Genomic DNA, 22,152 nt, shown 5'->3' with positions numbered 1-22,152 from the left:
ATTGAGTGGAAGTTGCGCGAGAGGGTAATCGCTCTCTGGGAAAAAGCCAAAGCCTTCTATGCGCGCATGGGTCAAAAATGGCGGGGTACCAAAGCTTATGCCAAGTTGATGGCTATGGAGCCATTGCAGCGTCGTATGACCATTATGTTGTGTGGTGTCTTTTTACTCCTAGGATTGATTTTTGCTTTTAATCAGTTCAAGACTTTCATGATTAAGCATTTCATCTCCGGTATGGGTCTGCCACCAGCAACCGTCTCAACGATGGCGGTCTCCAATACAGAGTGGCAACCGAAATTAACGAGCGTTGGTAATGTTCGCGCTTTTCGGGGCGTGGAGTTAAGTACCGAAATTGGCGGTCTGGTGCTCACAGTGCCGATTAAATCTGGCCAAGATGTCACAGAAGGCGAATTACTCATTAAGTTAAATGATGCTTCAGACGTCGCGCAGTTGAAATCACTAAAGGCTATGGCTGATTTGGCTAAAGTCATTAATGAGCGTGATAGACGGCAGTTAGCTATCCAAGCAATTAGCAAAAACGTTTTTGATACCAGCGCTGCTGATGCAAAATCAAAGCAAGCCCAGGTTGAGTCGCAGATAGCTTTAGTAGCAAAGAAAAATCTGAAAGCCCCCTTTAGTGGCCGCGTCGGTATTGTCTCGATTAATCCTGGTCAGTACGTCAACCCAGGCGATAAGCTTCTCACCTTGCAAACGTTGGATCCTATTTTTGTAGATTTCAACTTGCCTCAGAACAATGCAGAGCAAATACAAGTTGGCCAAGAGGTTGTTGTGACAACTGATGCTTTTAAAGATGCTAGCTTTACTGGAAAAATCACTGCGGTGAGTCCGAAAGTTGATACCAACACACGAAATATTCAAGTTGAGGCACAAATTGCCAATCCTGATAAGAAGATTCTTCCCGGCATGTTTGCCAATGTAAATATTAAGCTTGGTGATCAGGTCAAGTTGTTGACTTTGCCGCAAACTGCTGTCACGTATAACCCGTATGGCTCAACGGTATTTATTGCTAAGCCAACTGGAAAGAAAGATAAGCAAGGTAATCCTTCCCTAGAGGCACAACAGGTATTTGTTACCACTGGATCAACCCGCGGTGATCAAGTGGCAATTCTAAAAGGCCTTGATGAAGGCGCTACAGTCGTTACTAGTGGCCAGCTAAAGTTAAAGAACGGTACACCATTGATTATTAATAACAAGGTGCAACCAGCAAATTCACCTGACCCTAAGCCGCAGGAATAAGTAGTTGATAAATTGGACTGATACATTCATTCGCAAGCCAGTGCTGTCACTGGTGGTGAGTGCGCTCGTGCTGGTATTTGGTTTAAAGGCGATTGGATCTTTGCCGGTTAATCAATACCCGCAAACACAAAATGCGATTGTCACCATCACTACTGCGTACTATGGTGCCGATCCAGAAACGATCGCAGGCTTTATTACGCAGCCGCTTGAAGCCTCTATTGCGCAAGCACAGGGAATTGATTACTTATCTTCTTCAAGCGTCAGTGGCGTATCCACAATCGTTGCTACTTTGAAGTTGAACTATGACTCGAATGCTGCATTAACGCAGATTCAGACGCAAATTAGCGCAGTGAAGAATCAGCTCCCACCACAAGCTCAGCAACCCGTATTGACAGTGCAGGTTGGTCAATCAACTGCGGCAATGTATATGGGTTTTTATAGCGATGAGATAGCAAATAACGCCATTACTGATTATCTATTACGTGTTGTAAAGCCCAAGTTAGATTCAGTTGAGGGTGTGCAAAATGCTGAAATTACTGGTGGCAGAAAATTTGCCTTACGTGCTTGGTTAGATCGCGAAAAGATGGCGGGTCTGGGAGTCGGCGCTGATGATGTGTATAGCGCCATGGCTGCCAATAACTATCTCTCAGCCGTTGGCAGCACTAAGGGGGACATGGTTGCCGTTGATTTGGTGGCTGGAACAGACCTACATACTCTGGAAGAGTTTCGCAAGTTGGTGGTGAAAAAAGATGGCGTCAATATCGTCTATCTCGATCAGGTAGCCACGGTGACTTTGGGGTCAGAGGATTACAACACTAATGTGGCCTTCAGCGGTAAAAGATCGGTATTTATTGCCATTAAGGTGGCACCCCAGGCCAATTTGCTTGATGTTGCTCAGCGAGTCCGTGATGTAGTGCCTGGAATTCAAAAGCAATTGCCGATTGGTATGACTGGCAAGATTGTGTATGACTCTACGAAGTTCATCACAAGCTCAATAGATGAGGTTGTCTCTACATTGCTTGAGGCCCTCTTCATTGTGACGGTTGTGATCTATCTTTTCTTGGGTAGTGTGCGCGCAGTTGCTGTTCCGGTAATTGCGATGCCGCTATCTTTGATTGGCACTTTCTTCCTCATGCAGGTCTTAGGCTATTCCATTAATTTATTAACCTTGCTAGCTTTGGTGTTGGCGATTGGATTGGTAGTTGATGACGCCATCATCGTTGTAGAGAACGTTGATCGGCATATGAAGGAGGGTAAGTCTCCTCTAGAAGCCTCATTAATTGCAGCTCGTGAATTGGGCGGACCAATTTTGGCAATGACCGTGGTATTGATTGCGGTCTATATTCCAATTGGCTTCCAAGGTGGTTTAACGGGCGCACTCTTTACTGAATTTGCGTTTACCTTGGCAAGCGCTGTTGCAGTTTCTGGATTGATTGCCTTAACACTTTCACCGATGATGTGCTCACGCATATTTACGGAAGAGCAGGAGGCCTCTCCATTCGTGCAAAAGATTGATCGAGTCTTTGATAAGGTGCACCACAGTTATCAATCTACTCTACGAGATTTATTAAGTACCTGGCAGGTCATTATTGTGATGGGTGTCATTCTTCTAGGAGGCGTTGCTTATTTATATGCGACAGCATGGGGTGAATTAGCACCAACAGAAGATCAGGGTATTGTATTAATGCAAGCATCAGGGCCACCTAATAGTACGGTGAATCAAATGCAGACATACGCTGATCAGATTTATCAAATCTCCAGTGCTGAGCCTGAATACGAGCAGATGTTTCAAATTACAAGTCCAACCAGTAGTTTCGGTGGAGTACTCCTTAAAGATTGGGGTGAGCGCAATCGTAATGCAACCAAGTTCCAGGAAGATATGCAGCAGAAGTGGAACACGATTGCAGGTGCCCGCGTTGCAGCCTTCCAGTTCCCCGCATTACCTGGTGCTCAGGGCTTACCCGTCCAGGTGGTGATCAACACTACCGAATCTTATGAGCAACTGAATGAGGTGTCTCAGGCGGTCTTGGATAAAGCCCGCCGCTCTGGAAACTTTTTCTTTGTAGATTCTGATTTGAAGATCGACAAGCCACAAGATATATTGGTCATTGACCGAGAGAAGGTGGCTGCCTTAGGGATGACCCAGCAAGAAGTTGGCTCTGCACTGTCTGCAGCTTTAGGCGGCGGTTATGTAAATTACTTCTCAGTCGCTGGCCGCTCTTATAAAGTCATTCCACAAGTGAAGCAGGTAGATCGTCTAAATCCAGATCAAATCCTTGACTACTATATTCGTACTCCTAGTGGTGCGATGATTCAGGCGCGCACGATTGCTAGTATTAAGCAGCGCGTTGTTCCCCAATCTATCAACCATTTTCAGCAATTAAATTCCGCCACGATTTCTGGGGTGAGTACCCCTTTCATCTCTCAGGCAGATTTATTAGAGTACATGCGCCAAACCTTGAAAGAGGTTGCACCCAATGGCTACAGTATGGATTACGCAGGGCCTTCGCGCCAATTTATGGCCGAGTCTGGCGGCTTTTTAGTCACCATGTTCTTTGCGATCCTGATTGTCTTTTTAGTACTTGCTGCGCAATTTGAAAGTTTCCGTGACCCTATTGTGATTTTGGTTTCTGTGCCGCTAGCGCTATTTGGCGCATTGATCTTTATTAATTTGGGATTTACCACCTTGAACGTATATACCCAGGTTGGCTTGGTAACCCTCATGGGCTTAATTAGTAAGCACGGTATTTTGATTGTGGAATTTGCCAATGAATTGCAAGCCGCAGGGCGGAGCAAATTGGACGCTATTGTGGAGGCGAGTAGTGTGCGCTTAAGGCCAATCTTGATGACGACTGCAGCGATGGTGCTTGGCGTTTTACCGCTAGTGATTGCCTCTGGTGCCGGGGCTGCTGGCCGTAAATCAATGGGCATTGTGATTTTCACTGGCCTATCAATTGGTACGCTCTTCACTCTATTTGTAGTGCCAGCAATGTACCTCTTCATTGGCGCAGATCACCACGCCAAGAAGTTTAAGCAGGATTGATTTCAGAAAAATCTAGGCCGACAAATTTGCTGCGTGCAAATATCAGCGGTTCTCTTTCTGGATGATTTTTTAAGCTAATCACTTTGGCAACAATAATGTTGTGGTCACCGCCAGTGTGTACAGAAACTGTCTCACATTCATAGTAGGCCACGCAATGCTCAATTTGGGTTAACCCACTTGCCGCTAAACGATGTTCAACACTTAGAAATTGGTCTTGTTTTACGGTAGCAAAGTGCATTGCTAATTGCTCTTGAGAGCGTTCTAGTACATGGATGAGATGCTTTTTGCCTACCTCAACCCAAGGCATTAAACGAGAGTGCTTTTTAAGACTCCACAAAATGAGTGGGGGTTCGAGAGAAACCGTATTGAATGAGCTAATGGTGATGCCGTGATGACCAGCGCTCTCATCAAGGCAGGTGATGACAGTGACCCCAGTAGCAAACGATGCAAATCCCTTGCGCAAATCTTGCGAGGTAAACGGGGTCATTAGGCTTAGCTTACTTTGCTTCGGTTTTGGTTTCAGGGTTGATCGTTGTTCCTGGAATTGGAATCAACACTTCATTTTCTTCTGCTCTAACGCATTTAAAGCGATATTCCTTGCCAGCTTTCGATAAGAAGCTGGCGCCCTCATAAAAGTCATTGCGACAGGTTTTAGTGGCGAAGTCCATAACGTCCTGGGGGCTTGCGCTGGAGGTAATCAGGCGCATATTGCCCATAGACATATTAATTTCAGTGGAATAGCAAGCGGAGAGCATTAAGCTAGAAGCTGCAGTTAATAGTAGAATTTTTTTCATGGAAACCTCCATAATTAGCAATGCTCGTTAGGATAAACCTATTGGGTGACGACTGCGGGAAAATGCCCCGTTATAAAAGGATGAGACATGTTTAAAGCAATATTAGTGAATAAAGATGATCAAGGCTATCGTGCCGAGTTGGGGCAGGCAGATGAGGCTAGCCTGCCAGAAGGGGATGTTCGAGTAAAGGTGCTCTATTCGACCCTTAACTATAAAGATGGCTTGGCTATTACTGGCAAAGGCCCTGTTGTGAGAAGCTTTCCAATGGTGCCGGGCATTGATTTTGCAGGGGAAGTGATTGAGAGCTCTAGTCCAGAATTCAAGGCTGGCGATCTGGTGCTTTTAAATGGTTGGGGTGTTGGCGAAGGTCACTGGGGTGGTTTAGCTCAACAAGCCCGAGTCAAGGCGGAGTGGTTGATTCCATTGCCTAAAGGATTTACAGCAAAGCAAGCTTTGGCAATTGGCACTGCTGGTTACACCGCCATGCTTTGTGTCATGGCCTTGCAAAAACATGGTCTCAAGCCAAGCGATGGAGAGGTATTGGTAACGGGTGCTGCCGGAGGGGTTGGTAGCTTCGCCATTACTTTATTGAGTAAGTTAGGTTTCAAGGTAGTTGCTAGTACTGGCCGAATGGCTGAGGCAGATTATTTAAAGAAATTAGGTGCCGCTGAAGTCATTGACCGCGCATCTTTATCTGCTCCAGGCAAGCCTTTGGCTAAGGAGCGTTGGGCAGCAGTAGTGGATAGTGTTGGTAGTCACACACTAGCCAACGCCTGCGCCCAAACCAAGAGTGATGGCGCGGTCGCCGCTTGCGGGCTTGCCCAGGGCATGGATTTCCCATCAACTGTTGCCCCATTTATTTTGCGCGGCGTGACTTTGTATGGCGTCAATAGCGTAACTGTTCCACGTGCAAAACGAATTGCCGCATATGAGCAATTAAGTAAGTTAGTTGATCTAAAAACCTTAGATGAAATCTCTTACGAAATTACTCTAGAAGAATCATTAAAGTATGCACAAGAGTTAATGGCGGGTAATGTGCGTGGTCGCTTAATTGTGGATGTAAATAAGTAAGCCGATACTGGGATTTATTCTGTGGCTTGAGGTTTACGTTTTTTAAGTTTTGACCAAACCTCAAGTTTCTCGGCATTAGAAAAATCTGACCAATCTGCAATTTCACTCAAGGTGCGATAACAACCGCGGCAATAACCGTTTTCAGGATTGATATCGCACCAGTTGATGCAAGGTGATGGGACTGTTGTCAAAATAAGCCTAAAAGCAATAACACTACAAAAGAAAATACATCGACACCATGAATACTCAAAATCAGGCAAGACCCGAAAGTGCTATTCATTATCCATTAGGTGAGGCTCTTCCGGATCTAGGCAGCACGATTGAACTTGCGCCCGGTGTTCGCTGGCTCAGAATGAAACTGCCATTTGCTTTAGACCACATTAATCTGTGGCTTTTACGCGATGAAATTGATGGTGTAGCTGGTTGGACGATTGTCGATTGCGGTATTGCCAATGATGAGACTAGAGCTTCGTGGGAAAAGATTTTTGCAACTCAGTTAGAAGGCTTACCGGTATTGCGTGTCATCGTTACCCACATGCACCCAGACCATGTTGGATTGTCGCAATGGCTTTGTGAGAAGTGGAATGCGCCCCTATGGATTTCGATGACAGACTACTTGACGGCGCAATGGTTAAGCTGCAAAGAGGGTGGCGCCGCAATTGGTGCACGTGCCGGCGGCGGTGGCTCTGCAGATCATTTTCAGAAACACGGTTTAATAAGCCCAGAAGATTTAGAAAAAATTCGGGCGCGTTTCAATTACTACAGCAACATGGTGCCAGGCGTACCACGTCAATATCGCCGTATTTTGGATGGCGATATTATCCTGATTGGCGGTAGGCAATGGCGAGTCATCATGGGATATGGTCATGCCCCAGAGCATGCCTCGCTGTATTGTGAGTCCTTAGGGGTATTGATATCTGGGGATATGCTCTTGCCGCGCATTTCAACGAATGTCAGCGTCTATGATGCCGAGCCTGATGGCGATCCTTTAGGCTTGTATTTAGATTCACTCGATCGTTATTTACCGCTGCCTGAAGATACTTTGGTTCTGCCATCCCATGGCAAGCCATTTACTGGAATGAAGCCACGTATTGCCCAACTAAAAGCACATCATGATGAGCGCCTAGCGGATACCTTGGGGGCATGTAAAAAACCGGCCACTGCTCGAGAGATAGTGCCGGTTTTATTTAAGCGTGAGTTAGATATTCATCAGCTTACTTTTGCGATGGGCGAGGCTATTGCTCATCTGAATTACCTACTTCGTCGAGGTAAGTTGCGTCGCCTGCTTTGCGACGACGGCGTGTTGCGGTTTTCCGTGGTTTAGTTGCGCTACTCTTTGTTACAGATTCTTCGTTAGAGCCAGTGGCTGCTGCACCAGCTGCTGAGACAGCATCGCCAAAGGACTTCAAGGCCATCATCGTGGCATGTTGCACTTCAAGGCCCTGGATCGTGGATTTGAGGATATTGAGGTTCAGATTAAGCCAGTTTTCAACGCTTTTAAGGTCCTTGATACGCTTTTCAAGTTCTTCAACATCAAGGCCTGGGAAGGCAGAGCCAAACCCACCAGCGCCCTTAGAGGCGTCTGTGGTGAAGGGAAATTGACCAGCCTGTGCTGCTGTTCCTTGACCCCACATGGTTTTAAACATTTCAAGGCTTTGATTAAATTCTGGAATGGTTCCAAACATAGTGGCTCCGAGTTAAATAAAAAGTGGCTTTTCCAATAGAATAAGGGATTCTAGAGATTTATCCCGGTTAATCAATGCAATTTAATGGTATTTCCCAGCCCTACACCCGCGGTCAGGCACTTCCCGAGCTGTTAAAGCAGCGCATCCTGATTTTGGATGGTGCAATGGGTACCATGATTCAACAGTACAAATTGACTGAGTCTGACTACCGTGGATTGCCAGGAAATACGCGTTTTGCTGATCACCCTGGTGATATCAAAGGTAGCAATGAGTTGTTGGTTCTAACCCAGCCCCACATCATTAGCAAAATTCATGAGCAGTACCTGGAGGCCGGTGCTGACATTATTGAAACCAATACGTTTGGCGCAACCTCAGTTGCACAAGAAGATTACAAAATGGCTGGCTTAGCTCGCGAGATGAATGAAGTCTCTGCTCGACTTGCCAAAGCTGCCTGTGAAAAATACAGCACTCAAGACAAGCCTCGTTTTGCTGCTGGCGCTATTGGCCCAACTCCTAAGACCGCTAGCATTTCGCCGGATGTCAATGATCCTGGTGCTCGTAATGTTACCTTTGAGGCGCTGCGCGCTTCATACCGTGAGCAGATTGAGGGTTTGTTTGCTGGCGGTGTTGATTTATTTTTGGTTGAAACGATTTTCGATACGCTCAATGCAAAGGCTGCGCTATTTGCCTTAGATGAATTCTTTGAAGAAACTGGAGAGCGTTTGCCGGTCATGATTTCTGGAACGGTGACCGATGCTTCCGGGCGTATTTTGTCTGGTCAAACTGTTGAGGCCTTCTGGAATAGCTTGCGCCATATAAAACCACTGACATTTGGTTTGAACTGTGCCCTAGGTGCTGCATTAATGCGCCCTTATATTGCAGAGCTTGCGCGGATTTGTGATGCAGCAATCTCTTGCTACCCGAATGCTGGCCTGCCTAACCCAATGAGTGACACCGGTTTCGATGAAACCCCTGAAATTACTTCAAGTCTAGTTGATGGTTTTGCTAAGGATGGTTTGGTGAATGTGGTTGGTGGTTGTTGTGGTACCACGCCAGATCATATTCGCGCAATTGCCAATGCAGTGAGTAAGCGTAAGCCACGTGCTTTCTATCGCGAAAACGCAGAGGCTGCCAAATGAGTAGTTTGGAGAAAAAAATGCCGCCGCCGATGAAGTTATCTGGCTTAGAGGCATTTAACGTTACTTCGGCTGTCGGTTTCGTAAATATTGGTGAGCGTACTAACGTTACGGGATCCAAAGCATTTGCACGCATGATTCTGAACAATCAATTTGATGAGGCTCTCGCAGTAGCGCGTCAGCAAGTTGAGAATGGTGCACAAGTCATTGATATCAATATGGATGAGGCGATGCTAGATTCCGAGGCAGCGATGATTCGCTTCCTCAATCTGATTGCTTCAGAGCCAGACATTGCCCGCGTTCCCATCATGATTGATTCCTCCAAGTGGAGCGTGATTGAAGCAGGCCTTAAGTGTATTCAGGGCAAGCCCATCGTCAATTCGATTTCACTCAAAGAGGGCGAAGAGTCCTTTAGGAAACAAGCTCGCTTGATTCGTCGATACGGCGCTGCTTCTGTGGTGATGGCTTTTGATGAAGCAGGTCAAGCTGATACATTTAAACGTAAAACAGAAATCTGCCAACGCTGTTACGAGATTTTGGTAAATGAAATTGGTTTTCCTGCAGAAGATATTATTTTTGATCCCAATATCTTCGCAATAGCTACCGGCATTGAAGAGCACGATAACTACGCAGTAGATTTTATTAATGCTACTCGTTGGATTAAAGAAAACCTACCAGGTGCAAAAGTGAGTGGTGGCGTTTCTAATGTGAGCTTCTCATTTCGGGGCAACGACCGGGTGCGCGAGGCAATTCACACTGTTTTCCTATATCACGCGATTCAAGCAGGCATGGATATGGGTATCGTCAACGCCGGCCAACTGGGTGTGTACGCCGACTTAGATCTTGAGTTGCGTGAACGTGTCGAAGATGTTGTCCTAAACCGCTTTAAGGAAAAAGAGGGCAAGACGCCAACAGAGCGTTTGTTAGAGATTGCCGATCAATTTAAGGGTGGTGGTGCTAAGCAGGTAGAGAACTTGGTGTGGCGTGAATCACCAGTGCGCGAGCGCTTAACTCATGCACTAGTGCATGGGATTACTACTTTTATTGAAGAAGATACCGAAGAATTACGTGCTGAAATCATGGGTGCTGGCGGTAGACCAATTGAGGTCATTGAAGGCCCACTCATGGATGGTATGAATGTGGTTGGTGATCTGTTTGGCGCAGGAAAAATGTTTTTGCCACAAGTAGTCAAGAGTGCTCGGGTCATGAAACAAGCTGTTGCGATTCTGATTCCTTATATCGAGGAAGAAAAGCGTCAGCATATTGCTGCTGGTGGTGAGGCCAAAGCCAAAGGCAAGATCGTGATGGCTACAGTAAAAGGTGATGTCCACGATATTGGTAAAAATATTGTGACTGTAGTGCTGCAATGTAATAACTTCGAGGTAGCCAATATGGGTGTGATGGTTCCTTGCGCAGAGATTCTCAAGCGCGCTAAGGAAGAGAATGCGGACATCGTTGGATTGTCTGGCTTGATCACACCATCCCTGGAAGAGATGACTTATGTCGCACAAGAGATGCAGCGTGATGATTATTTCCGTGAACGTCAAATTCCCTTGATGATTGGTGGTGCAACTACTTCACGGGTGCATACCGCTGTGAAGATTGCCCCCCACTACGATGGTCCAGTGGTATATGTCCCTGATGCATCCCGATCTGTTTCTGTCGCTTCCAGTCTGCTCTCAGATGAAAGTGCCAAGAAATTTATTCAAGATTTGCGTGATGACTATGTCCGTATTCGCGAGCAGCATGCCAATAAGAAAGCAGCCCCAACAATTTCTTTAGAAGCGGCTCGTAAAAATCGTGAGTTGATTGATTGGTCTGCCTACGTTCCTGAGAAGCCCAAGTTTATTGGTCGTCGTGTATTCAAAAACTTTGCACTGAGTGACATTGCTAAATATATTGACTGGACACCTTTCTTTCAGACCTGGGATTTGGCCGGTAAATTCCCGGCCATCTTGGATGATGAAGTAGTAGGTGTTGAGGCTCGCAAGGTATATGAAGATGCACTGGTTTTGCTAGATAAGCTAATCAAGGGTCAGTGGTTGCAGGCTGATGCAGTGGTTGCCTTCTACCCAGCGAATACTGTGGGCGATGATATTGTTTTGTACAGCGATGAAAAGCGCGAGCAGCCACTATTTGTGTGGCATAACTTGCGTCAGCAGGCTGAACGACCCATCGTGGATGGAGCTCGCAGACCAAATCGTTGCTTGGCGGATTATGTCGCACCAAAAGATTCTGGAGTGAATGATTACCTCGGATGCTTCGCAGTGACAACAGGTCACGGCGTAGAAAAGAAGGTTGCTGAATTTCAAGCCAAGCATGACGACTACAGCGCCATTATGTTGAAGGCTTTAGCTGATCGCTTAGCTGAAGCTTTTGCCGAGTTAATGCACCATCGAGTGAGAACGGATTTGTGGGGCTATGCTACCGATGAAATTCTGACCAATGATCAGATGATCAACGAGGAGTATCGCGGCATTCGTCCTGCGCCTGGCTATCCTGCGTGTCCAGCGCACGAGGTTAAGCAAGATCTTCTTAGGGTAATCGGGTCAGAAGATATTGGCATGACCTTGACTGAGTCAATGGCCATGAATCCAGCTTCCAGTGTGAGCGGTTTCTATTTAGCTCATCCAGATGCACGCTACTTTAATGTTGGGAAAATCTCAACTGATCAGTTGGAAGATTTGGCTAAGCGTCGTGGTGAGTCAGTTGAGGATGTACGCCGTCAACTCGCTAGCTTGATAGATTAAACGCCCCACATCACGGGCTCATCTTTGGCTTTGGCCTGCTTCATCAGTTCTAAAAAAGGATAGGCCCTTTGACCAAGTCGGTCAGCAAGTTTGGGCTTTTCTTCACCCTCTTCATGCTCTGTTTTTGAGCGTTCTTCTAGGTCTTTCAGAATTGCATTTTCTAGGGTGGTAATGAGATTCGGTAATTGCTCTACGGTCAGAATTCCCCTGGGCTCCAGTGGACGACCCAAAATATCAAAGATTCGCTTGGTCAGATCGGCCAACATAATGACGTCCGGTCCAGCTTTTGAGCGAAATTGATAGATCATTTCGATAGCTTACCACCTGATAAACTCACTCTTCTATGTTGTTAACCAATAAAAACCATTTAATTGAGATGCTCGGTAGTGCCCTAGCTGGTATCGCTCAGGAGCGAGGCTTGGCAGAGCCATCTGCGCCCCGTTTAGAGCGTCCTAAGGCAGTAGATCATGGCGATGTCGCTTGCAATATTGCGTTGCAGTTATCAAAAGCCTGGAAGCTCAATCCTAGAGATTTAGCCCAGACCTTAGTAGATCGTCTGCAACAGCAAGCCGGCTTTGATCAACTCATTGCATCATGCGAAATCGCGGGCCCTGGTTTTATCAATTTCCGCTTCAGTAATATCGCCAAAACAGCAGTGATCAATGAGATTCTTGAGAAGGGCGCCCACTTTGGAGAGCATCCCGCGAGCAGCGCAAACGCTCCAAGCGCAATGATTGAGTTTGTCTCAGCAAATCCAACCGGACCATTACATGTAGGTCATGGTAGGCAAGCGGCGCTGGGTGATGCCTTAGCTAATTTATTGGCGACGCAAGGTGTCAAAGTGCATCGTGAGTTTTATTACAACGACGCAGGCGTACAAATTGCTAACTTAGCATTATCTGTTCAAGCCCGTTTGCATGGCTTAAAGCCAGGCGATACCGCTTGGCCTGAGCAAGCTTATAACGGTGAATATATTGCGGAGATTGCTTCCGCCTTTAAGGACTCGCCTCAATATGAAGATGACATTGAAGCGATTCGTCAATTTGCAGTTGCTTACTTACGCAATGAGCAGGACATTGATTTAAAAACTTTCGGCGTGAAGTTTGATTGCTATTACCTAGAATCTTCTTTGTATACCGATGGTAGTGTTGCGCAAATCGTTGGTGATCTACAGGGCATTGGTAAGACCTACGAAGCTGAAGGTGCATTGTGGTTAAAGACTACTGATGATGGCGATGATAAAGATCGTGTAATGCGTAAATCGGATGGGAGCTTCACTTACTTTGTCCCCGATGTTGCTTATCACGCAAGTAAGTGGAATCGTGGTTTTCAGAAAGTGATCAATGTACAGGGTAGTGACCACCATGGCACGATTGCCCGTGTGCGCTCTGGTTTGCAGGGTGTTGCACAAAAGCGTGGTTGGGATATTCCCAAGACATATCCAGAGTATGTATTGCACAAGATGGTTACTGTGATGCGTCATGGCGAAGAGGTAAAAATTTCCAAGCGGGCGGGCTCTTATGTCACAGTCCGAGATTTGGTGGAATGGTCTGGTGGTGTTACTCCTGAAATGACCCCACAAGAGCGGGAGCTAGCTCTCCAGCGCGGTCGTGATGCAGTGCGCTTTTTCTTGATTTCCCGTAAGGCAGATACGGAATTTGTCTTTGATATTGACTTGGCTCTTCAGCAAAATGATGAGAACCCAGTGTTTTACGTTCAATATGCTCATGCACGAATTTGCTCTATCTTGCAACAATGGGCTGGTCAGACTGATGATTTGATTTCAGCAGATTTATCTTTATTGCAAAGTAAAGCTTCGGATCATTTATTGCGTCGTTTGGCAGAGTATCCCGAAGTGTTGACAGATGCGGCACATGAGCTGGCTCCTCATGCCCTGGCTTTTTATTTGCGCGATCTTGCGGGCGATTTCCACACTTTCTACAATGCGGATCGAGTTTTGGTCGATGATCCAAGCTTGAAGTTGGCTCGTTTGGCGCTTTTATCAGCAACTCGCCAAGTCTTGCAAAATGGTTTAAAAGTATTAGGGGTATCTGCACCAGCTAAGATGTAATGGCAGCGTATGAAGTGAAAAGGTAAGATGAGGAAATCATGAAAAAACCGAATCAAGAAACTGGCTTCATCAAGAGCGGAAATAATGCCCAGTATGGTGGCACGATCTTGGGCTTTGTTTTGGGTTTAGGTGCCGGTCTAGCACTAGCCTTTGGCATTACTTTTTATTTAAATAAAAATACCCCCCAAGAAAGACCCGGTGTTCGGGCGCCAAATTTACCGTTAACGATTAAACCTTCTCCATCGCCAGCTGAAGGCGAAGTTGCTGCACCTGCAGCGCCATTAGATTTGAATAAACCTTTGCAAGGAAAATCACCTGCAGCAGCGTCCTCAGACCCTATTGGTGATTTGGTAAATGGAAAAAAACCGGTTGATTCTCCTCCTACCTTGGCACCTGCAGCAGCAAAATCAGATGCAATTTATTTCCTGCAGGCTGGGGCTTTTGTAAAGCGCGCTGATGCAGATGCGCAAAAGGCAAACTTAGCCATTCAAGGCATTCAGGCGCAATTGAGTGAAGTGACCAGCGATGGAAATACGCTTTGGCGTGTCAGAGTTGGTCCATTCAATAGCGTTGAAGAAAGCAATCCAGTGCGTGATAAGTTAAATGGCATCGGCGTCAAACCAACCCTCATTAAATCAAGTAAATCATGATTTCATTTAGTAAAAGAATTTTTATCGCACTATCTATTTTTTGCTTAAGCGGGATTGTTAGCGCACAAAGTACAAAGATTGAAGAGGGTTTCGATTACCGTGTCTTACCTAACGCTCAACCTTTAGAGGTGAAGGGCAAAGTAGAGGTGATCGAGTTCTTTTGGTATGGTTGCCCACATTGCTATGACTTTGAGCCAGACCTGAGTGCTTGGGTCAAACGTCAGCCTAAGGATGTATCTTTCCGTAGAGTGCCAGTAGCATTTCGTGATGACTTCTTGCCGCACAGCCAATTTTTCTATGCCTTAGAGGCTATGGGTAAGGGCGATGCGTTAAATGAAAAAGTAATGTATGCGATGCATAAGGAAAATAAGCGTTTACTCACGGAATCTGAGATTGCTGATTGGGTCGCATCCCAAGGTATCGATCGCAATACTTTCTTAGCAACTTACCGATCCTTTGCGATCGTCTCAAAGGCTCGTGCAGCCAAGCAATTAACTGAGGCTTATCGCATCGATGGCGTACCAACAATTGTGATGCAGGGCAAATATGTCACCTCCCCATCCATTGCTGGCAGCAAAGCCAAAGCTATTTTGGTGATGGATTATCTTGAGGATAAAATTCGCAAAGATAAATATAAGCAGTAGTAACTACGTAGCACCACTGCTTAAATCTTTGCAAAGCGCCGCACAATCCAAAAGTAAATGGGGTATGGCAGGATTCTTAAAAACTTTAAGAATCTAGAAAATCGCTTGGGAAAGTGGATATCAAATTCCCCCGCTTGAATTCCAGACAAGATCTCAGCGGCAGCCTCTTCAGCGCTGATTAAGGCCGGCATTTCAAAATCGTTCTGAGCGGTCGCCTCGGTTGCTACAAAGCCCGGTGAAATCATATGAACGCTCACCCCTTGAGGAAGTAAGTCGTAATAGAGGATTTCGCAGAAGTTAATAATTGCCGCCTTGCTTGGGCCATAGGCCAAGGCCTTAGGAAGGCCGCTGTATCCTGCAACACTACCTACAATTGCAATATGGCCGGCATGGGCTTTGAGCATTTCGGGAAGTACAAGTCCTACAGCGCGCATTGGGCCCAATAAGTTTGCATCAATTGTTTGCTCTGCGGCTTTGATATCAAAGTCGTCAGCCCTTAGTGGAATGTAAATGCCGGAAACAAATAACAATAAATCAATGCCACCCCAAACATTGAGGATTGATTGATAGCCATTTTCCAATTGAGTCTGATTGGTTACGTCTAATGGCAAAACCAATGCTTGCTCTGCATTCCCAAGAGAAGCAATTTGATTCAGGCGCTCAGCCCTTCTACTCGAAATAGCAATCTTTGCACCAGCGCGAAGAAGCGCTTTTGCACAGGCCTCGCCAATTCCGCTGGAGGCGCCAATGATCCAAACACGTTTACCAGAGAAGGATGAAATACCCTTTTGTTTCATATGCTCAGAGCATCAGGGGATGCTTGTGGGGGTTTATGGCTCAAAGTGAATTGCACGACATCGATATTGCGCTCTGAAAAGCCAGCTGCACAATACATTAAGTAGAAATTCCAGAGACGAATGAAGGCCTCATCAAAACCTAGGCGATGAATTTCAGATAATTTTTGATTAAAGGCATCTCTCCATAGGCAAAGTGTTTTTGCATAATCAGCTCCGAAAGCAAATTCGGATTCAATTTGAAGCCCTGCCTTAGCAGCATATTCTTTAAAGCTGGAGCGAGAGGGTAGCATTCCGCCAGGAAAGACATATTGTTGAATGAAGTCCGTATTGTGGCGATAGCGCTCAAAGAGTTCTTCTGCAATCACAATCGTTTGAATACAGGCTTTACCACCTGCCTTGAGGCATTTCGCTATCGTCTGGAAGTATTCAGGCCAATGTTTTTCACCAACTGCCTCAAACATTTCTACTGAGGCGATCCCTTCAAATTGCTCTTGGCAATCTCGGTAGTCCTGGAGTCGAACCTCAAATGTGCTCGGGTGCGCCATTGCAGACTGAATCTTTTGGAGACGATCTTTGGCAAATGCTTGCTGTTCAGTAGATAGGGTTAAGCCGGTAATGGAAATATTGTTCTGAAGGGCTTCTTCCATAACGCCACCCCAACCACAACCAATTTCTAAGACGTGATCGCCAGGTTTGATTTGGAGTGATTTTAAGATACGTCTAATCTTTGCTCTCTGGGCATCGGCAAGAGATTGTTGTTCATCACCCGAAAACCAAGCGCTAGAGTAACTCATGGTTGGATCAAGCCATAGCGCATAGAATGCATTGCCCAAATCATAGTGGGCATGAATATTTTTACGACTGCCAGACTTGCTGTTATCTCTGAGCCAGTGTCTGACGCGATAGAGCAGTGAGCCATACCAGCTGCCATAAATGGCTTTTTCGAGAATCTGACGGTTACGAATTGCCAGTTCCAGAATAGCTTTTAAATCCGGGGTGTTCCATTCACCGCGGATATAACTTTCAGCAAAGCCAATGTCACCATGAGACAGCACTTGCTTGAATACTGCCCAGTTCAAGATATGAATCTCAGCATGCAGGGCATCGTTTGGGTTGCCAAACTCCCTGACTTTGCCATCCGGTAGAGTCATTCTTAAATAACCGCTACTCAGCTTTGACAAAAGGCGTAATAGTGTTTCAGTGCTGACTCTAGATGGAGATGTTTTTACAGCTCGATTTTGAGGTCGCACAAAATTCAGTCGCGAGAGTAAAGATTGTCCAGGACGGTTCATTTGCTAACTTCGAATTCCGGTGGATGGGGTTTTGTATGAAAGGGTACACCTTTTAGCCATAATTTCAATGCTTGCCAATGGATGCGAAAGATCACGCCCAGACTCATTAAGGGGTAGCGAAGAAAAGCCAGCCAAAGAGACGATGAGCTTAAGGGACGGCTGGTTCCGCTAATGCTGGTATTGATGAGCGGGAGCCCATCTTCGTGGAGCTCAATCCGGCACACTGAATGATTTCCGCTGTTGCTATCCTGAGGAAAGAGGAAACGAAAATGGTAGTCACCTCGCACATCACAAAACGGTGAAACATGGAATACTTTTTGGCTAGTTAAGGTTTCTCCGGAGCGCAATGCTTCACCATTAGGCTTAGCTAATAAGTAGCAGTGACGCTCGCCAAAAGTATTATTAACCTCAGCTAATACAGCTTGAACTTGACCGTCTGCTCGAGTACAAATCCAAAAACTCACAGGATTAAATACATAGCCTAGTACCCTAGGAAATGTCTGCAGCCAGATTTCCCCATCAACATTTTGAATTTGGTTATCGTGAAGGATCTGCTCAATCCATTGGAGGCTATCAGCTGCGCCCGTGCCATGGTCTTTATCAAAAAAAGAAAATAAGCCCAATTGATTGTCTTTTAGTCCATGCTGGCTGAGTAACTTCAGATTGTCTTTTCTAGCGCGCATCGGGATCGATACGGTGAATACACCATAGCCAAAGGCATTTTGTGCTGGCCGAAAGCGGCGATGCTTAACAACCCCAAAGTTAATCTTGGCCTGACTCATTTAATGTGCATCTTGCTCGGGGTGGGTTTGGCGTGGCGAGTGAGTGCTCTCAATCAATGCTTCTGCAACCAATTCGCCAGAGCGTAAGCCATCCTCATGAAAGCCAAAGCCCGTCCAAGCACCGCAGTACCAGATAGATCCCGTTCCTTGAATCAGCGGCAACTCTTTTTGAGCCTGAATAGCATTCATATCAAACACTGGGTGAGAGTAATGAATTTCTTGATGAATCAACTTTGGATTTGGCTCAGCTGAGGGATTTAAGCTCACGATAATTTGTGTATCTTTGAGCTCCACTGGCAGCGGCTGTAAGCGATTAATCAAATAGTTCACGCTGACGTGTTGTTTTGCCGAAGTGTGTATCCCCGCTTTGGCGGTGTAGTTCCAGGCAGCCCAACAGCGCTTTGTTTCAGGAAGAAAGTGCTCGTCGGTGTGGAGAATGGCGCGATTTTTTTGATATGGGATGGCCGCCAGAATATTTCGGGCTTGCTGGGCTATGCCGTGAACGAGATCGAGGGTTTGATCGCTATGGCATGCCATGACTACCTCATCGAACCAGGCGCTCCCGGAGGGGCTAATGACCTCCACTTGTGAGGAGCCATCTCGTGAAGCATTCACGCGTACAACACTCTCACGTAGGATATGTACTTGATGGGATTCGAGGGCTGCCACAATGCGCTTCACATACTCTCGTGAGCCACCTTTGATGGTTAGCCATTGAGGGCGATTCTGAATTTGTAATAAACCATGGTTATGACAAAAGCGCACCATAGTTTGGATGGGAAATTGCAGCATCTGCTCGACAGAGCAAGACCAGATAGCGCCAATCATTGGCAGAAAATAATTCTCTCTAAAGCTTTGGCTCAATCGATTGCGATCTAAAAAGTTGGCAATCGATTCATCCGGCTCTTTATAAAGATGGCCTGCTTCAATTTGAGCCTGAGCCAACTTTGTCGCCAGTTGGTTAAAGCGCAAGATGTCGTATGCCATTCTCCAGAAAGACGGAGACAGTAAGTTAGATCTTTGACCAAAGAAAGAATTGAGATCATTGCCAGCCCATTCAATATTTCGATGAGACTGGCCCTTCTCAGATGTATCGATGGAGACCGAGAAAGACATTTCAGAAGGCGCTTTAGGAGCATCAATCTCTTCAAAGAGACGTACCAAGCGGGGATAAGTTTTCCGATTAAAAACCAAGAACCCAGTATCTACACCATGTGTCACTCTCTGACCATTGATTTCGCAAGTCAAATCAACCGTATTGCTATGTCCGCCAATATGATCGCCGCCCTCATAAAGGGTGATTTCAAATTCAGGATGCTGTCTTAAGGCATATGCACAACCAAGACCAGAGATCCCAGCGCCAATAATGGCAATTCTTTTTTTGGTCACTGGGACTTTTCTCCCAAAAGCTTTTCGATTTCGCTAGTGATGCTGCCACTCGTTGGCTTAGTCATACTTCCATACGAATCCACTACTTTGCCATTACGATCAATCAAATATTTATAGAAATTCCATTTAGGTGTTGTGCCTGTTTTCGCAATCAACATTTTGAATAATGGATTCGCATTACTACCAGTCACTGAGCTCTTAGCGAACATCGGAAATTTCACGTCATAAGTATTCTTGCAAAAGTCAGCGATTTCTTTATTGCTGCCAGGCTCTTGTTGTCCGAAGTCGTTGGAAGGGAAGCCTAACACTACAAAACCTTGATCTTTATATTTCGCATAGATTTTCTCCAGACCTTCATATTGGCTGGTAAAGCCGCAAAAGCTAGCAGTATTCACAACCAAAATGACTTTGCCCTGATATTGGCAAAGGCTTTGAGGTACTTCATCTTGAAGGCGCAAAAAGGTTTGGGAGAGGAGAGGGCTACAGCTGGAGGCTGCATTGGCAGTTTGGCTACCCCAGATCATTGTCAGGAGGGCAAAGACCCAGACGCTGATGAGATGGCGCGGGTAAGATGATATCTGGCGAGGCATTGAGACCTTCTGGGATTGGGTGAATAGAGTGCAAGTCTAAGACATTCTGGGCAATATCGCTGAGCATTGGCTAATGCTATTAATATTGAGTTATGAGTACATTGCCACCGCCCTCTTTCGAATCCAAAATTTGCCCCCTAGATGAACTGGCTAGCCGAGTGGCAAAACTACCTAGACCCTTGGTTTTTACTAATGGAGTGTTTGATATTTTGCATCGAGGTCACGCCAGTTATTTGGCACAGGCTCGTGCTTTAGGGGCAAGTTTGGTAGTGGGGGTGAACTCAGATAGCTCAGTAAAGATGCTGGGTAAGGGTGATGACCGACCTATTAATTCTGAAGCAGATCGACAGGCGCTGTTAGCTGCGCTGGAGAGTGTTGATATGGCAGTGCTTTTTACTGAGCAAACGCCAGTGAATTTGATTGAAGAAATTCGCCCCGATATTTACGTCAAGGGTGGCGATTATGAAATCGATACTCTAGCGGAAACAAAGTTAGTCAAGACCTGGGGCGGAAAAGCTATTGCGATCCCATTCTTATACGAGCGCTCTACGACAAGCTTGTTAGGTAAGATCCGCTCTTAGAGATTTTGTAGTAGCCACGCCCAAATTCCTCGTAGCACTAAGCCCTCAGTCATCTCTATTGCGCAGGAAGTTTGAGATTTCATTTTGTTCATCTCTCTAGCCAAAATCTGAGCATTGCCGCCATCAAGCCAAATTCGCTCAACTGGACAATTCATTTCTTTTGCTAGAGCGACTGCATACTGAATAGCGCCAATTTGTGCAGCATCACATCCACCAATAATGGCTTGATTAGTTGATAAACCAAATCCATCAGAGTCTCCCTCACGCACGGCCAGAGGGAGTGCGGCTGTATTACCCGCTAAACTCTTTTGCATCAGCTCAAGTCCTGGCAATATCCAGCCACCATAGTGCACTCCATTAGCACCGAGAAGGTCTATGGTAGTTGCGGTGCCGGCATTAACGACGATGGTATTGGTGTTTGAAAGTGCGCGTGCCCCAATCATTGCAGCCCAGCGATCGGCACCAAGCTTGCTCGAATCTTGATAGAGTGTCCGCAGGCCCGCACATTCACTATTGCCTTTGAGCTGCTGCCAAAGGACATCACTCCATTGTGGAAAAAGTGATTTGAGATTTTCAATAGCTTCGCTACCAGCAACGCAAGTAAAGCCAATCGCATCAGGTTTGGGTAAAGTCTTCGAAATGTAATCTGTTAGCTCTGCTTTATGTTCAGGCGAGGCTAAAGATTTACTGCTAATCGATCCAGAGTAAGCCCATAGCTTTTTCTGTCGGTCTGAGGGTTGTTGAGTAGACTCAACTGCAGCCCATTTAAGGCGTGTATTGCCAACATCAAACAGTAAATAAAGGCTCATGATTGTGCTCTTAGGGATACATCGCCCGCATGAATCACGAGCGTTTTATTGTCTTGCTGCAATAGTAATGCGCCGGTTTCATTAATGCCTTGTGAAATACCATGAATGGGCTCTTTGCCGATACCCGATATAGACACCGCCTGACCAGTGTAGGCATCCCAGTGTTTCCATTGTGCTTGGTATGGGGCAAAACCGACTTCATCGAATTGCTTGAGTGCACTCTCTAGAGCTGCAATCAATTTGATCCAAAGATATTCCGTATCGGGTAACTCTGCAGGCGCTGTAATGAGTTGATCTAGTGCGCTTATCTTGAGTCCAGACGGATTATCAAGTCCAGCTTCAATAGCAGCGCGATTGCGCAAGTTCATGCCAATGCCAATAATCATCCAAGTGCTATCGCCTGCTTTGGCTTGGCCGCCCTCTATGAGAATGCCGCCGAGTTTGCTGTTATTTAGAAGTAAATCATTTGGCCACTTTAAGCGTAAGCCTGCTTGATGCAAAACATTGGAATCAAGATTTAAGGCTTCTGCGATTCCGGTAATGACAGCCATTCCAACCAGAAGACTCAGTCCAGTCATTTCTGCGGGGGTTCTTTTGAAGGGGTAGGCTAATGAAAAACTGATGGAGTCGCCTGGCTTGGCGAACCAGCTCCGCCCTGCCCGGCCTTTGCCTGCGGTTTGCTTATGGGCAAGCCGAGCGACGGGGTCAATAAGCTCTCCCGCGCGCCAGCGCTCCAGGAGGTCATCATTTGTGGATTGAGTTTCAGTAACGCGTTCAAGGATGCAATTGGCAGTCATTTCGCCATTGTAGAAAG

The 22,152-nt window shown here is 46.1% G+C and carries 22 protein-coding genes; 10 read left to right on the top strand and 12 right to left on the bottom strand.

Annotated features, from left to right (window positions below; translation table 11 throughout):
• Nucleotides 1–114: 114 nt before the first annotated feature.
• Both C2757_RS08400 and C2757_RS08395 read left to right on the top strand, forming a co-directional pair.
• On the top strand, nucleotides 115–1,254 hold the full coding sequence (locus C2757_RS08400) for an efflux RND transporter periplasmic adaptor subunit (protein WP_215377057.1): 1,140 nt from the start codon (nucleotides 115–117) through the stop codon (nucleotides 1,252–1,254).
• A gap of 7 nt (nucleotides 1,255–1,261) precedes the next feature.
• On the top strand, nucleotides 1,262–4,297 hold the full coding sequence (locus C2757_RS08395; RefSeq protein WP_215377054.1) for an efflux RND transporter permease subunit: 3,036 nt from the start codon (nucleotides 1,262–1,264) through the stop codon (nucleotides 4,295–4,297).
• On the opposite strand, the gene C2757_RS08390 is transcribed toward C2757_RS08395, so the two are convergent.
• Together C2757_RS08390 and C2757_RS08385 are read right to left on the bottom strand one after the other, a co-directional pair.
• Nucleotides 4,284–4,784 (bottom strand): flavin reductase family protein, encoded by a 501-nt coding sequence (locus C2757_RS08390; protein ID WP_215374316.1) that lies wholly within the window; start codon nucleotides 4,782–4,784, stop codon nucleotides 4,284–4,286. The two genes, C2757_RS08395 and C2757_RS08390, sit on opposite strands and share 14 nt — an antisense overlap.
• Nucleotides 4,785–4,794: 10 nt before the next feature.
• Nucleotides 4,795–5,091 (bottom strand): hypothetical protein, encoded by a 297-nt coding sequence (locus tag C2757_RS08385; protein ID WP_215374314.1) that lies wholly within the window; start codon nucleotides 5,089–5,091, stop codon nucleotides 4,795–4,797.
• 87 nt (nucleotides 5,092–5,178) lie between these two features.
• Between C2757_RS08385 and C2757_RS08380 the strand changes: the two genes are divergently transcribed.
• A complete protein-coding gene (locus tag C2757_RS08380; RefSeq protein ID WP_215374311.1) occupies nucleotides 5,179–6,162 on the top strand; it encodes an MDR family oxidoreductase in 984 nt (327 codons plus the stop codon).
• Between the two features lie 14 nt (nucleotides 6,163–6,176).
• On the opposite strand, the gene C2757_RS08375 is transcribed toward C2757_RS08380, so the two are convergent.
• Nucleotides 6,177–6,353, bottom strand: a complete 177-nt coding sequence (locus tag C2757_RS08375) for a DUF1289 domain-containing protein (RefSeq protein ID WP_215374308.1) — start codon at nucleotides 6,351–6,353, stop codon at nucleotides 6,177–6,179.
• Nucleotides 6,354–6,400: 47 nt separating this feature from the next.
• On the opposite strand from C2757_RS08375, the gene C2757_RS08370 reads away from it, so the two are divergent.
• On the top strand, nucleotides 6,401–7,486 hold the full coding sequence (locus C2757_RS08370) for an MBL fold metallo-hydrolase (RefSeq protein ID WP_215374305.1): 1,086 nt from the start codon (nucleotides 6,401–6,403) through the stop codon (nucleotides 7,484–7,486).
• On the opposite strand, the gene C2757_RS08365 is transcribed toward C2757_RS08370, so the two are convergent.
• Entirely contained in the window at nucleotides 7,398–7,847 is a 450-nt protein-coding gene (locus C2757_RS08365; protein WP_215374302.1) for a PhaM family polyhydroxyalkanoate granule multifunctional regulatory protein, read from the bottom strand. The genes C2757_RS08370 and C2757_RS08365 overlap by 89 nt on opposite strands.
• 74 nt (nucleotides 7,848–7,921) lie before the next feature.
• Here C2757_RS08365 and C2757_RS08360 point away from each other — a divergent pair, with 74 nt between their 5' ends.
• A complete protein-coding gene (locus C2757_RS08360) occupies nucleotides 7,922–8,986 on the top strand; it encodes a homocysteine S-methyltransferase family protein (RefSeq protein WP_215374299.1) in 1,065 nt (354 codons plus the stop codon).
• Nucleotides 8,983–11,733, top strand: coding sequence for a methionine synthase (metH, locus tag C2757_RS08355; protein WP_215374297.1), 2,751 nt, complete (start codon nucleotides 8,983–8,985; stop codon nucleotides 11,731–11,733). The genes C2757_RS08360 and metH overlap by 4 nt, the downstream gene beginning before the upstream one ends.
• Here the strand turns inward: metH and C2757_RS08350 are convergent.
• Nucleotides 11,730–12,041, bottom strand: a complete 312-nt coding sequence (locus tag C2757_RS08350) for a DUF1840 domain-containing protein (RefSeq protein WP_215374295.1) — start codon at nucleotides 12,039–12,041, stop codon at nucleotides 11,730–11,732. The genes metH and C2757_RS08350 overlap by 4 nt on opposite strands.
• Before the next feature lie 35 nt (nucleotides 12,042–12,076).
• Here C2757_RS08350 and argS point away from each other — a divergent pair, with 35 nt between their 5' ends.
• From argS to C2757_RS08335, 3 genes are read left to right on the top strand one after another with little or no spacing between them, the layout of a single operon-like run.
• Nucleotides 12,077–13,804 carry an arginine--tRNA ligase gene (argS, locus tag C2757_RS08345; RefSeq protein ID WP_215374293.1) on the top strand — a complete coding sequence of 576 codons (1,728 nt, stop codon included), beginning with the start codon at nucleotides 12,077–12,079 and terminating at the stop codon, nucleotides 13,802–13,804.
• Nucleotides 13,805–13,842: 38 nt separating this feature from the next.
• Nucleotides 13,843–14,454 (top strand): SPOR domain-containing protein, encoded by a 612-nt coding sequence (locus C2757_RS08340; RefSeq protein ID WP_215374291.1) that lies wholly within the window; start codon nucleotides 13,843–13,845, stop codon nucleotides 14,452–14,454.
• Complete coding sequence (locus C2757_RS08335; protein WP_215374286.1) at nucleotides 14,451–15,098, top strand: thiol:disulfide interchange protein DsbA/DsbL; 648 nt, start codon at nucleotides 14,451–14,453, stop codon at nucleotides 15,096–15,098. The genes C2757_RS08340 and C2757_RS08335 overlap by 4 nt, the downstream gene beginning before the upstream one ends.
• A gap of 20 nt (nucleotides 15,099–15,118) precedes the next feature.
• Here the strand turns inward: C2757_RS08335 and C2757_RS08330 are convergent, their stop codons facing one another.
• Genes C2757_RS08330 through C2757_RS08310 form a run of 5 tightly spaced genes read right to left on the bottom strand, consistent with a single transcriptional unit; the run spans nucleotide 15,119 to nucleotide 19,882 of the window.
• Nucleotides 15,119–15,895, bottom strand: a complete 777-nt coding sequence (locus tag C2757_RS08330; protein ID WP_215374283.1) for an SDR family oxidoreductase — start codon at nucleotides 15,893–15,895, stop codon at nucleotides 15,119–15,121.
• A complete protein-coding gene (locus C2757_RS08325) occupies nucleotides 15,892–17,187 on the bottom strand; it encodes a cyclopropane-fatty-acyl-phospholipid synthase family protein (RefSeq protein ID WP_215374280.1) in 1,296 nt (431 codons plus the stop codon). The genes C2757_RS08330 and C2757_RS08325 overlap by 4 nt, the downstream gene beginning before the upstream one ends.
• Nucleotides 17,184–17,969 carry a DUF1365 domain-containing protein gene (locus tag C2757_RS08320; RefSeq protein WP_215374277.1) on the bottom strand — a complete coding sequence of 262 codons (786 nt, stop codon included), beginning with the start codon at nucleotides 17,967–17,969 and terminating at the stop codon, nucleotides 17,184–17,186. Before C2757_RS08320 ends, C2757_RS08325 begins: the two co-directional genes overlap by 4 nt.
• Nucleotides 17,970–19,358, bottom strand: a complete 1,389-nt coding sequence (locus C2757_RS08315) for an NAD(P)/FAD-dependent oxidoreductase (RefSeq protein WP_215374275.1) — start codon at nucleotides 19,356–19,358, stop codon at nucleotides 17,970–17,972.
• Entirely contained in the window at nucleotides 19,355–19,882 is a 528-nt protein-coding gene (locus C2757_RS08310; protein WP_215377051.1) for a glutathione peroxidase, read from the bottom strand. Before C2757_RS08310 ends, C2757_RS08315 begins: the two co-directional genes overlap by 4 nt.
• Nucleotides 19,883–20,040: 158 nt before the next feature.
• On the opposite strand from C2757_RS08310, the gene rfaE2 reads away from it, so the two are divergent.
• Nucleotides 20,041–20,529: a D-glycero-beta-D-manno-heptose 1-phosphate adenylyltransferase gene (gene rfaE2, locus C2757_RS08305; RefSeq protein WP_215374272.1), complete on the top strand. Its 489-nt coding sequence runs from the start codon at nucleotides 20,041–20,043 to the stop codon at nucleotides 20,527–20,529.
• Here the strand turns inward: rfaE2 and C2757_RS08300 are convergent.
• Both C2757_RS08300 and C2757_RS08295 read right to left on the bottom strand, forming a co-directional pair.
• On the bottom strand, nucleotides 20,526–21,338 hold the full coding sequence (locus C2757_RS08300; RefSeq protein WP_215374269.1) for a type III pantothenate kinase: 813 nt from the start codon (nucleotides 21,336–21,338) through the stop codon (nucleotides 20,526–20,528). The genes rfaE2 and C2757_RS08300 overlap by 4 nt on opposite strands.
• The gene (locus C2757_RS08295; protein WP_215374266.1) at nucleotides 21,335–22,135 is read right to left on the bottom strand and encodes a biotin--[acetyl-CoA-carboxylase] ligase; all 801 of its coding nucleotides are present in this window, start codon (nucleotides 22,133–22,135) and stop codon (nucleotides 21,335–21,337) included. The genes C2757_RS08300 and C2757_RS08295 overlap by 4 nt, the downstream gene beginning before the upstream one ends.
• Nucleotides 22,136–22,152: the final 17 nt, after the last annotated feature.

The organism is Polynucleobacter sp. MWH-Svant-W18 (assembly GCF_018687495.1).
Taxonomy (GTDB): domain Bacteria; phylum Pseudomonadota; class Gammaproteobacteria; order Burkholderiales; family Burkholderiaceae; genus Polynucleobacter.
Note: the sequence above shows the minus strand (reverse complement) of the source record. Positions and strands in the feature narration are given on the sequence as shown.

Coding starts and splice junctions, on each gene's coding strand:
- C2757_RS08400 (WP_215377057.1), top strand. CDS start 115: ATGGAGCCATTGCAGCGTCGTATGACCATTATGTTGTGTGGTGTCTTT.
- C2757_RS08390 (WP_215374316.1), bottom strand. CDS start 4,784: ATGACCCCGTTTACCTCGCAAGATTTGCGCAAGGGATTTGCATCGTTT.
- C2757_RS08385 (WP_215374314.1), bottom strand. CDS start 5,091: ATGAAAAAAATTCTACTATTAACTGCAGCTTCTAGCTTAATGCTCTCC.
- C2757_RS08380 (WP_215374311.1), top strand. CDS start 5,179: ATGTTTAAAGCAATATTAGTGAATAAAGATGATCAAGGCTATCGTGCC.
- C2757_RS08370 (WP_215374305.1), top strand. CDS start 6,401: ATGAATACTCAAAATCAGGCAAGACCCGAAAGTGCTATTCATTATCCA.
- C2757_RS08365 (WP_215374302.1), bottom strand. CDS start 7,847: ATGTTTGGAACCATTCCAGAATTTAATCAAAGCCTTGAAATGTTTAAA.
- C2757_RS08360 (WP_215374299.1), top strand. CDS start 7,922: ATGCAATTTAATGGTATTTCCCAGCCCTACACCCGCGGTCAGGCACTT.
- metH (WP_215374297.1), top strand. CDS start 8,983: ATGAGTAGTTTGGAGAAAAAAATGCCGCCGCCGATGAAGTTATCTGGC.
- C2757_RS08350 (WP_215374295.1), bottom strand. CDS start 12,041: ATGATCTATCAATTTCGCTCAAAAGCTGGACCGGACGTCATTATGTTG.
- argS (WP_215374293.1), top strand. CDS start 12,077: ATGTTGTTAACCAATAAAAACCATTTAATTGAGATGCTCGGTAGTGCC.
- C2757_RS08340 (WP_215374291.1), top strand. CDS start 13,843: ATGAAAAAACCGAATCAAGAAACTGGCTTCATCAAGAGCGGAAATAAT.
- C2757_RS08335 (WP_215374286.1), top strand. CDS start 14,451: ATGATTTCATTTAGTAAAAGAATTTTTATCGCACTATCTATTTTTTGC.
- C2757_RS08330 (WP_215374283.1), bottom strand. CDS start 15,895: ATGAAACAAAAGGGTATTTCATCCTTCTCTGGTAAACGTGTTTGGATC.
- C2757_RS08325 (WP_215374280.1), bottom strand. CDS start 17,187: ATGAACCGTCCTGGACAATCTTTACTCTCGCGACTGAATTTTGTGCGA.
- C2757_RS08320 (WP_215374277.1), bottom strand. CDS start 17,969: ATGAGTCAGGCCAAGATTAACTTTGGGGTTGTTAAGCATCGCCGCTTT.
- C2757_RS08310 (WP_215377051.1), bottom strand. CDS start 19,882: ATGATCTGGGGTAGCCAAACTGCCAATGCAGCCTCCAGCTGTAGCCCT.
- rfaE2 (WP_215374272.1), top strand. CDS start 20,041: ATGAGTACATTGCCACCGCCCTCTTTCGAATCCAAAATTTGCCCCCTA.
- C2757_RS08300 (WP_215374269.1), bottom strand. CDS start 21,338: ATGAGCCTTTATTTACTGTTTGATGTTGGCAATACACGCCTTAAATGG.
- C2757_RS08295 (WP_215374266.1), bottom strand. CDS start 22,135: ATGACTGCCAATTGCATCCTTGAACGCGTTACTGAAACTCAATCCACA.